This window comes from Neobacillus sp. S1115 (assembly GCF_055385565.1).
On the sequence record NZ_AP038275.1, the window covers coordinates 5,144,758 to 5,157,314 of the forward strand.

Sequence of the window (12,557 nt, forward strand, 5' to 3'; positions counted from 1 at the left end):
CTTTTCCTTTATACTTGCCTATACTATTTCATATGCAAGGATAACTGGTTTGGAGTGGGCGGGCTTAGTCTATGGCAAGCCCCTTTCCTATTTTTCAATAGGCTCAAAGCGTTCAACAAAAAGGGCGAGCGTTCTGGTCATGACGCCTGTTGCCCCGGCAGGGCCAAGGTCATGGGATTTTGATGTCGTCGCTGTCCCAGCAATGTCCAAATGAACCCAGGGTGTATTTTCAGCAAATTCGCCGATAAACGCTCCAGCAACAATGGCATGACCTTCGCTGCCTGGAGAATTGTTAAGGTCAGCCACTTTACTGTTCCTGACCCGTTCCTTTTCACTTTCAAACAGAGGCAGCTGCCACATCTGCTCGCCTGCTTCCATCGAGGCTTCCAATACCTGCTCATATAACGTCTCATGATTTGTCATAGCGCCTGTGGTGTTTAAACCAAGGGCAGTAATAACACCTCCTGTCAGGGTAGCAACATCCACCAAGTACTCGGCTCCATGATGCTTTGCATAGGTTACCGCATCAGCAAGGACGAGCCGGCCTTCCGCATCTGTATTTAAAACTTCAATTGTTTTCCCGCTCATAGAAGTAATTACATCATCCGGCTTAAAGGCATTTCCGCTAATCATATTGTCCGTTGATGGGATAACAGCCACAACATTCTGCTCTGGTCTAAGTTCGCCGATAATTTCCATGGCACCAAGAACAGCGGCTGCACCGCCCATGTCAGATTTCATTCCAACGATGCCTGCTTTCGTTTTAATGGAGTAGCCTCCGGTATCAAAAGTGATCCCTTTTCCAACAAGGCCGATGACATCCTTCCATTCTTCTTTACCTTGATATTTTAAAACAATCATTTTCGGCGGCTCTACAGACCCTTTATTGACAGCGAGGAAAGCCCCCATACCCAATTTTTCAATCTCAGCTTTATCGAGGATTTCTGCCTCAAAATCGTACTTTTTAGCGAGTTCTACAGCATAATCAGCCATATCAGTAGCAGTCAGCATATTACCTGGAGTGTTAACGAGCGTGCGGGCTGAATTGGTTCCCTTGCCAAAGGCATATCCAACCGTTAATGAGGCTAATATTTCCCCCTCATCAACACTGTTACAACAAATTGTTAGCTGTTCAAGCTTCTTCTCAGGTTCATTTGATTTTTGCTTATAGCCATCGAACTGATAAGTGGCTAGAGCATATGCCTCACTTAGCGCATGAGCAGCATCCGGTCCATCTACCTTTTCGCTTATGAAAGAATCCAAATATACGGACGCTTCTGTCTGCTTGCCCGCCTTTAACTCTTTGAACAGACGTCCAAAAGCCTTCCGCAATTTATCAAAGGATAGTTCCTTTTCTTTGCCAAGACCGACAATCCAAAGCCGCTTGGAACCGATTTTGCCGAAGCTATGTACTTTGTTAATTTTATTTAGCTTTGCCGAGAGATCCCCTGCTTTGACGAGTTCTGTCAACTGCCCATCAAAAGCCTCATCCAAGTTCGCCAGCAGTCCGGAAAACTTCTCCGGTTTATCCAATAGACCTATAACTAAGCTTTCATGCTCTGCTGATAAATCGAATTCTTTTTTTACATCAAACATTTTAATCGACCTCCGCTTTTTGATTCGAATCCATTATACCGAATCAGGCAATTTATTTCGATACTCTAAACATCCTCCAAATACAAAAACAACTGCGGCAGCTTTGGCAATTCCCCCACCTGTTCAAACGGGACACTGTCTATGTCTTGAGGAAATAAAGCCAAGCATTGTTCAATAAATGGATAGACTTTTTCCAAGTCCAGCCCCCAAAACTTGGGACGGTATGCCTGCAGGTAGCGGTGGGCTGTCGCCATCATAGGCCTGGCTCCCTTCACATTTCCGTACTCATAGTGATAAATGGCCACACTCATTTGCAATAATCCTTTTAAAAAAAGATTATCCCGATCAATCAGCCACATTTCCTCGAGCAGGTCGTGGCAAGTGTAATAATCCCCTTCATTAAAACTGACAAAAAACTCATAATACTCGATTGGATAATCCATAAAACCACCTGCCCCTAAGCCTTTTTAATCATTTTATTAGATAGTTTTTAAGAATTCCACAAAAACCTAAAACAGGCACAGGCCTGTTCTTATATTTAAGCTTTTCAACATGTCTGTTGATTGGAGAGTAGGGCACTCGACTCCTGCGGGATATAGAGGTCACTGGAGACCCCGCAGGCGCCATAGCGCCGAGGAGGCTCCAGGACCTCCCCGCGGAAAGCGAGTGCCCGGAGCGTAAATCAACAGGCCGGTTTGCAGAAAAAAATCAATTAATAAAAAAACAATAATTTAGATCTAGACAAAATAAAAAAATGCCGAGAAAAATACCCTTTCTCGACATTCTGAACAGGCACAGGGCCTGTTATTTTTTTTCTGAGCTTGTATATTGCTGCCTGAAGACCTGCAGGGATTTATCTTCATTTAATGCTTGCAGCTGTTCCTCAGTCAGTTTGCCATTTCCTTTTTGAACAATATATACATCGACCGTTTTCTTGCCCCAATGGCTGTAAACATCCTCAACTGTTTCATAATAAAGGTCCAAACGATTTCCCTTAATAGCGCCGCCTTTATCAGCGACCACTCCATACCCATACCCTGGAATAAAAAGGACGGTTCCAATTGGAAAAACAGTTAGGTCGGCTGCAATGGTGGAAAACAAATCACGCTTTACCTTAACACCGGAATAAGTGATTCCATATTCGGGGTGGCCCTGATTTTTCCCGGTGGATTCTGCCCCTGCCGTATAGCCGGTTGCTGTCACCGTATGTTTAGGGTATTGGGACCAATCGATGGAATTTTCCAGTGTTTGGGCAGGCGCGGTAACTGTCTCGCTTACCGAAACGGCTTTAACTAAATGAAAAAACATAGTCTGCACAGGTAAACCTGAAATAGATTGGAACGTCGCGAATAATGCCAAAAAGAACAAAATAATCATAGCAAATCGTTTCGTCCAATTTTTCATTTTATTCATTCTCTTTTTCACTCCTCCCAAAATATTCATTCCCAAGTAGGAATGAATTATTCAAAAAAGAAGTGAAAAAAATTACCAATTAAATTTTATATTAAAAAAGACCTTCATATAAGAGAAGGTCTAAAACATTTGATATCCATTTTTTCTTAAGAATTTGATAGTAAGACCTGCGGCAATTGCCCCTGCCAAACCACTAGATAAAATAAGGACATCCGCAGTTGCTAAGGAGCCTAGTCTATGTCCTAAGTCTAAAAAGGCAGCTTTGCTATTGGTGAAATATTCAAAAAACGAGACTTTATCTATGATAAAAATGGCGACAATCGGATAAATGACAGCCATAATCCACGACATTCTTAAAAGCATATTAAGAATAAAGCCAATTCCAAAAAACAACACAAAAAACAGTACAATTGAAATAATCAAGACAACAATGCTCATTTGCATTGAAACTCCCCCTTTGCATCAACATATAGTGTACTCAATGTCCATGTGGGAGTCAATATTAACAGCATTTTGGACGCAAAAAAATAGCCCTTCGAGTTTTCGAAGAACTGGGTTTGCCTTTTTTCCTAGGAACGGTTATTTTTCAACTTTCTTGCCAGTACCGCCGCAGCTTGCGCAGGTTTCGCTTCCGCCGAGAACCAATTGAAAATAGCCGTTTCCGGAACAATAATCACAGGTTTTTGTGTCAACACTTTGAACTGTCATTATCATCATCCCTTTTCTATTAACTTAATTTTCTGATAATATACCAAGTATTCAAATAAAAGGAAAGAGCGAAATTCAGGCAATTCGGACGGAAGAAAACGGATACACCTACCGTTTTCTTTCATTTTCTAAGTGTGACGTAAATTTTCAAAAAATTATAAAAATAGTTTATAAGCGGTATAACCAAACTGGTCACCAGGATTTATGCCGTTAATAATAGGCTTCTCAAGCAAATCCTTTTGCCCAATCAGATACTCCAAAAGAATCGAGGCTTCCTTTTCCTTTAGCAGTTCTTCCGGCGCCATAAATCTAGCTTCGTATAATTCATATTCCTGATGGGTAATGTCCATTTTCCCGACTGGTTCAAGTAAAAAAAGCAGCATGTTATCACTAATTTCACTTTTAATAACACCCGTACGCAGCCCAATCAGTCCTTTAACGGTACAAGCAATTCCCGTTTCTTCCTTCACCTCTCGAAGCACGGCTTCATCTGCCGTCTCACCTTCTTCCACAAAGCCTGCAGGGAGGGACCACTTGCCTTTTAACCCGCCATACCTTTTTTTAACTACCAGCCATTCCCCCGCATCGGATTGAACTAATCCGGAAACAGCCAGCCAGACCTTCCCGCGTTTTTCCCGACTGCTCATAATTTTCCCCCTTATAAGCTTTTAAAACTATTCTAACAAAAAAAGGACAGGGCTGCCCTGTCCTTTTTTTGTTACGGAGATTTATTAAAAGATATTAAATTTACCTTTTTTCAATACAAGACCAGCTCCGCCAATCATATAAAGAGAACGGTTATCGACTACTTTCTTCATGAAAGAAGCACTTGCCCCTGTTATTTTCTTACCAAAAACAACTCCAATAGCGTCATCCTCACCAAGAGAGCAGACAGTACCTTTATTATCAAACTTGAACTCTTCAAGGTCCTGCTTATTGCGTACAAGTGCAGCAATATTACGTGCACACACTTCACCCTGCTGCATCGCTATCTGCGCAGTCGGCGGATATGGGCGGTTGATTTCATCATTAATAACCAGCGAGCTGTCGCCAAGAATGAAGACATCATTGAAGCCAGGAACTCTTAAATCAGGTTGAACTTTGACACGCCCTCTCATTGCTTCGAAACCGGACTTTTCGATAACGGAGTTTCCGCGGACACCGGCCGCCCAAACAACAGTACCCGCTTTGATTTCACGAGGCTCATCTTCACCTTTTGCAACAAAAATCCCTTCAGGCGTGCACTCCTTAATTGCCGTTCCGATTAAGAATTCAACACCCTTACGCTCCAATTGTGATACAGCATACTTTACTAATTCAGGATCAAATCCAGGCAGTACAGTTGGTGCAGCTTCCACACAGATAATTTTCACTTTATGCTGATCCACATCGTATTCATGACATAATTCCGGAACACGATTGGTCAATTCTCCAAGAAACTCGATTCCTGTGAAACCAGCGCCGCCGACAACAATTGTCAAGCGTGTATCATCCTTTTCCTCTTCCATATTGTAAGTGGCAAATTGATATTCCATATGCTCACGAAGCAAACGGGAGGAATTTACATTCGTAATACCGAAAGCATATTCCTTCAAACCTTTGATGCCGAAGGTTTCAGGCTCTCCGCCAAGTGCAATCACAAGATAATCATATTCCACTTCGCCGTTCTCTAAAATAACTTTCTTTTCATCCTTCTTAATCTCAACAACGGTACTTTGAACAAAGTCAACCTTGCTGCGATCAATGACATCGCGAATATCATAACGAACCTTGTCGTGGTGCAATGTACCGGCTGAAGCCTCATGCAGCCAAGTGGTTTCATAGTGGTAATCATTTTTGTTCACTAAGACAATATCCGCTTCGTTAACACCAAGGTGCTTTTGCAAGCGTACAGTCGTCATCAGCCCGCCGTAGCCCGCTCCGAGAATAACAATTTTAGGCTTTCTCAACGCAATCACTTCCACCCTTATAAAATATTTTAATAAATCCTCTTTTTCTTATCTTCCACAGCTTTGTCGATTATTATTTTGGTTTACTGGAAAATGTATGTGATATAATTCACGAACGAGGATAAAAATAAAGAACCTAGCAAACATAAAGTTTGGGAATCCAAACAAATGCTATTTTGTGAAAAACAGAGCAAGACATTTCATAAAAAATTGTACCTGTTTTGTCACAAAATCTTAACAATATATCCACAATACATCATATGCTACTTCTATCCGAAATTCAAGCAATTTATCGAATATATTTATCGCAAAAATAGTATAAATTTTCACATATTATTATTCATTGTCATAATTTTCTCAACAAAGATATGAGGATTTACATATTTTATGTTATGATATGAGTGGAATCGTAACTACTAGTTGGGGGGATACGGAGTGCAAGAGCAAAAGGTTTATGATATTACCATCATTGGAGGAGGCCCCGTTGGTCTTTTTACTGCCTTTTATGGGGGAATGAGACAAGCATCCGTTAGAATTATAGAAAGCTTGCCTCAGTTGGGCGGTCAATTATCTGCGCTTTATCCGGAAAAATATATTTATGATGTTGCCGGATTCCCAAAAGTCCGTGCACAGGAGTTAATAAATAACTTAAAGGAGCAAATGGCCAAGTTTGAGCCTACTGTTGCTCTGGAGCAATCCGTGGAAAAGCTTGAAAAGCAGGATGATGGAACCTTTAAATTAACAACAAACAAAGAGGTCCACTATTCTAAAACCGTTATTATCACTGCCGGAAATGGTGCATTTCAGCCTCGTCGTTTGGAGCTTGAGAGCGCTGCCCAGTATGATGGCAAAAACCTTTATTACTTTATCGATGATTTGAATCAATTTGCCGGACAAAAGGTTGTTGTATTTGGCGGCGGCGACTCTGCGGTCGACTGGGCACTAATGCTTGAGCCAATTGCCGAAAAAGTAACGATTGTTCACCGCCGTGACAAGTTCCGCGCCCATGAACACAGCGTAGAAAACTTGATGAATTCCAAAGTAGATGTGAAAACACCATATGTTCCTGCAGAATTAATCGGTGATGAAACTGGCATTAAACAGGTCGTTCTTGAAACCGTAAACGGAGAAACAAAAGAAACCGTTGACGTTGACGCCGTTATTTGCAACTATGGCTTCGTTTCCTCCCTCGGACCTATTAAAGAATGGGGCCTCGAAATTGAAAAGAATTCCATTAAGGTAAATTCCAAGATGGAAACCAATATCCCTGGAATTTACGCTGCCGGAGATATCTGCACCTATGATGGAAAAGTAAAATTAATTGCCTGCGGCTTCGGTGAAGCCCCAACTGCTGTAAATAATGCGAAGGCATACATGGACCCTAAAGCAAAAATCCAACCACTTCATAGTTCTTCCATGTTCGATAAATAATTATTAACTAATACGAAAGGCGTCCAAATTAGGACGCCTTTTTAGTATTATCCATTATGAAATTTGTACATCCACAGTACCCCTGATTTTAGCAGACGGGCAACGCGGCCGGTTAAAGGCCGATCTGCTAGCATCGCAAAGCCATGCTTTTTCCCTAATGAACCAAGAACTCCCTTTAATTTGATAGGCGGGAAAGAATCAGGCAGTTCTTCGCCGTTCCAGCGCTTTTTTAAAACTTCGACAATCTGTTCGGCCTGTCCTTCTGCTAGCTGTGCACTTGGCGCATGCGGCAGACTTGCACAATCACCGAGAACAAAAACATGTTCATCATGAGGCAAAAAGTGCTGCGGGGTTAACACCATTCGTCCCGAGCTATCCTTTTCCCCTTCCATTTCACGGATAACTTTATTCGCCTGGATCCCTGCTGTCCATACAATTACATCACAAGAAATGGACTTGTCATGGTTATAAAGGGTGTTTTCCTCTACTTTGGTGATATTGGAATTATTAATGATTTCAACGTTATGCTTTACAAACCAGTTCTCTACATATTTGCTCAACCTGTCAGGGAATGCAGAGAGAATATGCTTCCCGCGGTCAAATAATTTTATTTGCAAATCATCGCGGCTTTCGCTTAATTCGCTGGCAAGCTCCACCCCGGATAGGCCTGCCCCAACAATCCCAACGACTGAACCAGGGGGTAAATTATTCAAGACAGAATAGGTTTCCCGTGATTTACCGATACTTTGAATGCTATAGGTATATTGATCAGCACCCGGCACACCATGGTATTTATCTTCACAGCCCAATCCGATAACGAGGTCATCATAGCTTATTGGCTGAGCGTCTTTTAACAGGACATTTTTTTCTTCTCTGTCAATCCCGATGACTTCCCCAAAAACTACCTCAAGTCTAGGATGCTCTGGAAAGGAAACGCGTATTTCTTTATCTGAAATCGTCCCAGCAGCTAAAGCATAGTATTCTGTTTTTAAACAATGGTAAGGAACACGATCCACAAGTGTGATGGTCACGTCCTCAGGCAGGTTATTGGGAAGAAGTTCGGAGAGAATTTTCATGCCCCCATAACCGCCTCCAAGAATGACTAATTTTTTCATGCTTATTTCCCCTTTGTCATAACTGTACTATAGATTTTTCTATTTTTTTATTTTGTTCAGAAAGACAGTATTTCAATTGAAATTACGAGTGGGATTTTATTGAAATAGATATTCCGTCCATTTAACACACAAATATGAGTATAACGAAAATATGGCTAAATAACAACACATTTAAAATACATCTTGACAGGTTTGCCAAGAACGTGATAATTGACGAAGCAGCCTAAAAGCGGTAGGATTAGAAGTTGTGGAGAGGTGAAGGTAATGATTAAGCCGATCATTGAATTTTGTGTCAGTAATCTTGCTAGTGGGGCACAGAAAGCACTAGAAATATTAGAAAGAGATCCAAATTTGGATATCATTGAATATGGATGTCTCGGCTATTGTGGTAAATGCGCATCCACTCTCTATGCGCTTGTGAATGGAGAAGTTGTTACGGGTAAAACCCCTGAAGATTTGGTGGATAATATTTATCAGTATCTCGAAGAAAATCCTATGTTCTAAATATAAAGGGAGCTAGCCGCTCCCTTTTCTATATTGACAGCATATCCTATTACTAAAAAATCGTATTAGTTGAGTAGTTTTCAGCTAGTGTATATACTAATTTTATAAGCCTCAATTATTTAAGGAGGGGTCAGATTATGAGCAAAGATATCGTTATTTTAACAGAAGCAGCATCACTGCAAATTAAAGATATGATGAAGCATAATGAAGAGGAAGGCGCTTTTTTGCGAGTCAGTGTAAAAGGCGGCGGCTGCAGCGGCTTATCTTACGGCATGGGTTTTGAGCACGAAGTTAAAGAAAATGACCATCAATTTGAACAATTTGGCATAAAGGTTCTTGTCGATAAAGAGAGTGCTCCAATCTTAAATGGAACGAAAATCGATTACAAGCAATCGATGATGGGCGGGGGATTTACGATTGATAACCCTAACGCGATTGCGTCTTGCGGCTGTGGTTCATCTTTCCGTACCGCAACAGCGGCTGGAACACCTGAAGAGTGTTAAGACTTTGTTTTAAGATCAGAGGCTGTCTTTCGAGACAGCCTCTTTCCTTCTTATATCGCCTTGTACCCGTACTTTTCCAATTCGGAAAAAATCGTTTTAAGACGAGGGTTACCCTCGCCAACCACTTTATCCTTTATCACCACAACCGGATAAAACATATCCTCTTCAATAACCCTCTGGGCAAATTGCGATTTATCGCTATCTTCAGTCGGCTGAAAAATATCTACATAGGTCATTTTAACAGGTTGCTTCGGGAATTTTCTCGCAATCGCTGCTTCCAGCCATTCAAATGTTTCCTTTGAGGATGGCAGATTCACACAGCTTGGGCAGAGTACTGCCGCTCCATATAGGATAATTTCCACTTCCGTAAATTCCATAAAACCATTCCTTATATTTTTCTTTTATTTTACAATATAGCCCCTTCAAAACCTAAGAAAATGACTTTATTTCTCCAGTTTCTGAGAATGGATTTTTCCTTGCACCGACAGTATAATATAAGTAGGAAAGGAGTCGATGAAAGTGTCAGAACAGGAAATGTTTGAACAAGTACAAGAAGTATTAGATAAATTACGCCCATTTCTTCTTCGCGATGGCGGAGACTGCGAACTAGTTGATGTGGAGGAAGGCATTGTTAAGCTTCGCTTACTTGGCGCTTGCGGATCTTGCCCAAGTTCTACCATCACACTAAAAGCAGGTATTGAACGGGCTTTACTAGAAGAAGTACCTGGTGTTGTTGAAGTCGAGCAAGTTTTTTAAAAAATAATAATAAAGCGATTGCCTAAAGATGCAATCGCTTTTTTGTATTCAGTTAAAGCCCATTAAGAATATAACCAATCCAGCTGCGGAAGGCTTAAATGTTTCACCGGCGCCCCTGAAATATGAAAAAAGCCTGCCAGAAAACGTTCATATTCGGAGGACTGCCGCAAAATTTTCCCTAAAGTATCCTCCAACAGCTTTTTTTCCTGTTCCGAGCGGGTAATATAATAATTTTCCACACATTCGAAGTAATGGAGCGGAAAAATTAAGCGGGCATATAAAAGCCGCCATGAAAAAGAGGACAATGGGGATATCCCCTGATATTCATCGTAAAACTGTTTTAATTCCATATCATATGTCTGGATATTATTAAAATATTGTTCCCTTGTCCACTCAGCCAAATCACGGCTGCGGTGGTCGAATACCCATTCAAATGGATTTCTGATCATATATTGCCCGCCCCACGTTTTTTTCGTGAAACGTTCATAGCAAACTGTCCCGCTGTCTGTTTCCAAGGGGGAATCATCAATTTCCGTATCCACTAAATATTGGATCGCATTCTCTGTTAATCCCATGTAATACGGAAATGACTCAATAAACAATTTTTCAAATTCATCCTCGGGTGTTTGAAAAAGCAGTCCACTCCACACTTTTTCCATCTGTTCCAGACGTTTTTCCCAAATCCCCTTCCATTGTCCAACTCTGCTCGACCGCTGAATCTGAAAAGGCACCCTTCTGCCCCGCTCATGAAATTTTGCCAGTTTCCGCCCCAATTTGGATATTCGCTGCTGCTGGGCCGTCTGCCGGTTTACTAATACGCAGTATTTATTTTGTTCCCAGGTTGTAATATAGTTGCCATCCTTAGTCTGCATGAATGCAGGGACATTTTTGTCACCTGTTTGGCGCATATGTTCAGCAATGCTTGCCAGTTCCTTCATATCCTCCTCCTCTCTGCCCCCAGGACTTACAATCAAATATAGCAAGCCATTTCCTCTTAGCGCATCAAAAGCATCTATTTTAACCTGTTCCTCAGCCTTGATTCCATATTGATCCTCCAGCATTTTTCGCAGCATCTCTCCACCCCTTCTTCTTTTCACCTCTACGTCATATATATGAGTAAAGCCAAGAAAACTTGTTGTCTTCCTTTTAGTAATAACAAATCATAAAGTTATTTTATTTGATTCTTGAAAGGATAATTGCATATCATAAGTTAATAGAGCAATTATAGAAAAATTTACAGAAAAGGTGATATAAGGGATGGCAGAACAAAAAAAGACAAATGTTGTTCAGGAAACGGCTCGGAGGTTATTGAAAGAAAGAGGAGTAGAAATCCAAGATATTGCCAATTTGGTTTTTTATCTCCAGGAAAAATATCATAAAAACCTGCAAATGGAAGACTGTATTGCGAACGTGGAAAAAGTACTTACTAAAAGGGAAGTCCAAAATGCCATTATTACCGGAATCCAGCTTGATGTCTTAGCTGAAAAAGGGATGCTTGAGGAGCCGCTTCAATCAATTATCGCAACAGATGAAAGTCTCTACGGGGTGGATGAGATTTTGGCTTTTTCGATCGTGAATGTGTACGGTTCAATCGGCTTTACTAATTACGGCTATATCGATAAGCAAAAGCCTGGTATTTTGGCACATTTAAATGATAAATCAACTGGCCAATGCCATACCTTTTTAGATGATATCGTTGGCGCCATTGCCGCTGCCGCCTCAAGCAGACTGGCACACGCTGCAGCCAATTGTGAATAAGCTTAAAAATGATAAAGGATGGCTATTTCAGCCATCCTTTTATGGTTCCCAGTGGTCCAGTGTATCGATTGTATATGTAGGATGAATAGTATATCCTTTTAATAGTTCCTTCGTGGTGACGCCCGTATGAACGAGCAAAGTGTCGATCCCTGCATTTATTCCCGCTAAAATATCGGTATCATAATTATCGCCCACCATCAGCGTATCTTCTTTGGCCACACCTAAAACCTTTAACGCCTGCTCCATAATAATAGCTTCCGGCTTTCCGATAAAAATCGGCTTTGTTTGCGTTGATACTGCTATAACCGATGTTATCGAGCCATTGCCCGGTACTAGCCCTCTTTCAGTTGGCAGGGCGATATCGCCATTTGTCGAAATAAATGTGGCTCCGTTTCGGACAGCCAGACAGGCAATTGTCAGCTTTTCATAAGTAATCGAGCGGTCAAGGCCCACTACGACAACATCGGCATCTTCCCCGGCAAACCGAAAGTCCTTTTCATCAAGTGCTGTGCGAATCCCTTCTTCACCAATAACATAGACAGAGGCATCCTTTTTCAGTTCCTCGATATAATTGGCGGTTGCCTGACTTGTCGTAAAGACCCTATCTTCCGTAGTTGGAATATCAAAGCTGTTTAATTTTTCCGCGACCTGTGCCGGGGTCCGGGTAGAATTATTTGTCACAAATAAATAGGGTATTTCCTTTTTCTGAAGGTTCTTAATAAAATCAGAAGCCGCTTCTATCCTCTCCGTGCCTTTGTACATCGTTCCATCTAAATCAATTAAATATCCTTTATATTTCTTCAATCATCCCACTCCTTAATTGA

General features: G+C 41.3%; 16 protein-coding genes. 5 read left to right on the forward strand and 11 right to left on the reverse strand.

All coding sequences use genetic code 11. The features are described 5' to 3' along the window. Positions 1 to 87: 87 nt before the first annotated feature. From ACZ5B7_RS25285 to ACZ5B7_RS25315, 7 genes are all read right to left on the reverse strand, one after another. Entirely contained in the window at positions 88 to 1,596 is a 1,509-nt protein-coding gene (locus ACZ5B7_RS25285; protein WP_464491392.1) for a leucyl aminopeptidase, read from the reverse strand. Between the two features lie 65 nt (positions 1,597 to 1,661). Then, positions 1,662 to 2,039: a DUF309 domain-containing protein gene (locus tag ACZ5B7_RS25290; protein ID WP_213117866.1), complete on the reverse strand. Its 378-nt coding sequence runs from the start codon at positions 2,037 to 2,039 to the stop codon at positions 1,662 to 1,664. Positions 2,040 to 2,400: 361 nt separating this feature from the next. Beyond that, positions 2,401 to 3,009: a 3D domain-containing protein gene (locus ACZ5B7_RS25295; RefSeq protein ID WP_464491393.1), complete on the reverse strand. Its 609-nt coding sequence runs from the start codon at positions 3,007 to 3,009 to the stop codon at positions 2,401 to 2,403. A 120-nt stretch (positions 3,010 to 3,129) separates the two neighbouring features. After that, entirely contained in the window at positions 3,130 to 3,453 is a 324-nt protein-coding gene (locus ACZ5B7_RS25300) for a YuiB family protein (protein ID WP_464491394.1), read from the reverse strand. A gap of 135 nt (positions 3,454 to 3,588) precedes the next feature. Beyond that, positions 3,589 to 3,717 carry a YuiA family protein gene (locus ACZ5B7_RS25305; protein WP_213144354.1) on the reverse strand — a complete coding sequence of 43 codons (129 nt, stop codon included), beginning with the start codon at positions 3,715 to 3,717 and terminating at the stop codon, positions 3,589 to 3,591. Between the two features lie 155 nt (positions 3,718 to 3,872). Beyond that, positions 3,873 to 4,364: an NUDIX domain-containing protein gene (locus tag ACZ5B7_RS25310; protein ID WP_423799465.1), complete on the reverse strand. Its 492-nt coding sequence runs from the start codon at positions 4,362 to 4,364 to the stop codon at positions 3,873 to 3,875. Between the two features lie 84 nt (positions 4,365 to 4,448). Then, positions 4,449 to 5,666 (reverse strand): NAD(P)/FAD-dependent oxidoreductase, encoded by a 1,218-nt coding sequence (locus ACZ5B7_RS25315; RefSeq protein ID WP_464491395.1) that lies wholly within the window; start codon positions 5,664 to 5,666, stop codon positions 4,449 to 4,451. 435 nt (positions 5,667 to 6,101) lie between these two features. Here ACZ5B7_RS25315 and ACZ5B7_RS25320 point away from each other — a divergent pair, with 435 nt between their 5' ends. Further along, on the forward strand, positions 6,102 to 7,097 hold the full coding sequence (locus tag ACZ5B7_RS25320; RefSeq protein ID WP_464491396.1) for an NAD(P)/FAD-dependent oxidoreductase: 996 nt from the start codon (positions 6,102 to 6,104) through the stop codon (positions 7,095 to 7,097). Positions 7,098 to 7,144: 47 nt separating this feature from the next. Here the strand turns inward: ACZ5B7_RS25320 and ACZ5B7_RS25325 are convergent, their stop codons facing one another. Beyond that, positions 7,145 to 8,212, reverse strand: coding sequence for an NAD(P)/FAD-dependent oxidoreductase (locus ACZ5B7_RS25325; protein ID WP_423799467.1), 1,068 nt, complete (start codon positions 8,210 to 8,212; stop codon positions 7,145 to 7,147). 264 nt (positions 8,213 to 8,476) lie between these two features. On the opposite strand from ACZ5B7_RS25325, the gene ACZ5B7_RS25330 reads away from it, so the two are divergent. Continuing rightward, on the forward strand, positions 8,477 to 8,716 hold the full coding sequence (locus ACZ5B7_RS25330) for a YuzB family protein (protein ID WP_213144349.1): 240 nt from the start codon (positions 8,477 to 8,479) through the stop codon (positions 8,714 to 8,716). Between the two features lie 137 nt (positions 8,717 to 8,853). Next, the gene (locus tag ACZ5B7_RS25335) at positions 8,854 to 9,219 is read left to right on the forward strand and encodes a HesB/IscA family protein (protein WP_464491397.1); all 366 of its coding nucleotides are present in this window, start codon (positions 8,854 to 8,856) and stop codon (positions 9,217 to 9,219) included. Positions 9,220 to 9,269: 50 nt separating this feature from the next. Here the strand turns inward: ACZ5B7_RS25335 and ACZ5B7_RS25340 are convergent, their stop codons facing one another. Beyond that, positions 9,270 to 9,596, reverse strand: a complete 327-nt coding sequence (locus tag ACZ5B7_RS25340; RefSeq protein WP_464491398.1) for a YuzD family protein — start codon at positions 9,594 to 9,596, stop codon at positions 9,270 to 9,272. A 136-nt stretch (positions 9,597 to 9,732) separates the two neighbouring features. Between ACZ5B7_RS25340 and ACZ5B7_RS25345 the strand changes: the two genes are divergently transcribed. Then, positions 9,733 to 9,975 carry a NifU family protein gene (locus ACZ5B7_RS25345; protein WP_241114018.1) on the forward strand — a complete coding sequence of 81 codons (243 nt, stop codon included), beginning with the start codon at positions 9,733 to 9,735 and terminating at the stop codon, positions 9,973 to 9,975. 62 nt (positions 9,976 to 10,037) lie between these two features. Here ACZ5B7_RS25345 and yutH read toward each other — a convergent pair whose 3' ends face one another. After that, on the reverse strand, positions 10,038 to 11,048 hold the full coding sequence (gene yutH / locus ACZ5B7_RS25350) for a spore coat putative kinase YutH (RefSeq protein ID WP_464491399.1): 1,011 nt from the start codon (positions 11,046 to 11,048) through the stop codon (positions 10,038 to 10,040). Between the two features lie 184 nt (positions 11,049 to 11,232). Between yutH and ACZ5B7_RS25355 the strand changes: the two genes are divergently transcribed. Continuing rightward, positions 11,233 to 11,733, forward strand: coding sequence for a phosphatidylglycerophosphatase A family protein (locus ACZ5B7_RS25355; protein ID WP_423799470.1), 501 nt, complete (start codon positions 11,233 to 11,235; stop codon positions 11,731 to 11,733). Positions 11,734 to 11,772: 39 nt separating this feature from the next. Here the strand turns inward: ACZ5B7_RS25355 and ACZ5B7_RS25360 are convergent, their stop codons facing one another. Further along, positions 11,773 to 12,537, reverse strand: coding sequence for a TIGR01457 family HAD-type hydrolase (locus ACZ5B7_RS25360; RefSeq protein WP_464491400.1), 765 nt, complete (start codon positions 12,535 to 12,537; stop codon positions 11,773 to 11,775). Positions 12,538 to 12,557 lie beyond the last annotated feature (20 nt).

Coding starts and splice junctions, on each gene's coding strand:
- ACZ5B7_RS25285 (WP_464491392.1), bottom strand. CDS start 1,596: ATGTTTGATGTAAAAAAAGAATTCGATTTATCAGCAGAGCATGAAAGC.
- ACZ5B7_RS25290 (WP_213117866.1), bottom strand. CDS start 2,039: ATGGATTATCCAATCGAGTATTATGAGTTTTTTGTCAGTTTTAATGAA.
- ACZ5B7_RS25295 (WP_464491393.1), bottom strand. CDS start 3,009: ATGAATAAAATGAAAAATTGGACGAAACGATTTGCTATGATTATTTTG.
- ACZ5B7_RS25300 (WP_464491394.1), bottom strand. CDS start 3,453: ATGCAAATGAGCATTGTTGTCTTGATTATTTCAATTGTACTGTTTTTT.
- ACZ5B7_RS25305 (WP_213144354.1), bottom strand. CDS start 3,717: ATGACAGTTCAAAGTGTTGACACAAAAACCTGTGATTATTGTTCCGGA.
- ACZ5B7_RS25310 (WP_423799465.1), bottom strand. CDS start 4,364: ATGAGCAGTCGGGAAAAACGCGGGAAGGTCTGGCTGGCTGTTTCCGGA.
- ACZ5B7_RS25325 (WP_423799467.1), bottom strand. CDS start 8,212: ATGAAAAAATTAGTCATTCTTGGAGGCGGTTATGGGGGCATGAAAATT.
- ACZ5B7_RS25330 (WP_213144349.1), top strand. CDS start 8,477: ATGATTAAGCCGATCATTGAATTTTGTGTCAGTAATCTTGCTAGTGGG.
- ACZ5B7_RS25335 (WP_464491397.1), top strand. CDS start 8,854: ATGAGCAAAGATATCGTTATTTTAACAGAAGCAGCATCACTGCAAATT.
- ACZ5B7_RS25340 (WP_464491398.1), bottom strand. CDS start 9,596: ATGGAATTTACGGAAGTGGAAATTATCCTATATGGAGCGGCAGTACTC.
- ACZ5B7_RS25345 (WP_241114018.1), top strand. CDS start 9,733: ATGAAAGTGTCAGAACAGGAAATGTTTGAACAAGTACAAGAAGTATTA.
- yutH (WP_464491399.1), bottom strand. CDS start 11,048: ATGCTGCGAAAAATGCTGGAGGATCAATATGGAATCAAGGCTGAGGAA.
- ACZ5B7_RS25355 (WP_423799470.1), top strand. CDS start 11,233: ATGGCAGAACAAAAAAAGACAAATGTTGTTCAGGAAACGGCTCGGAGG.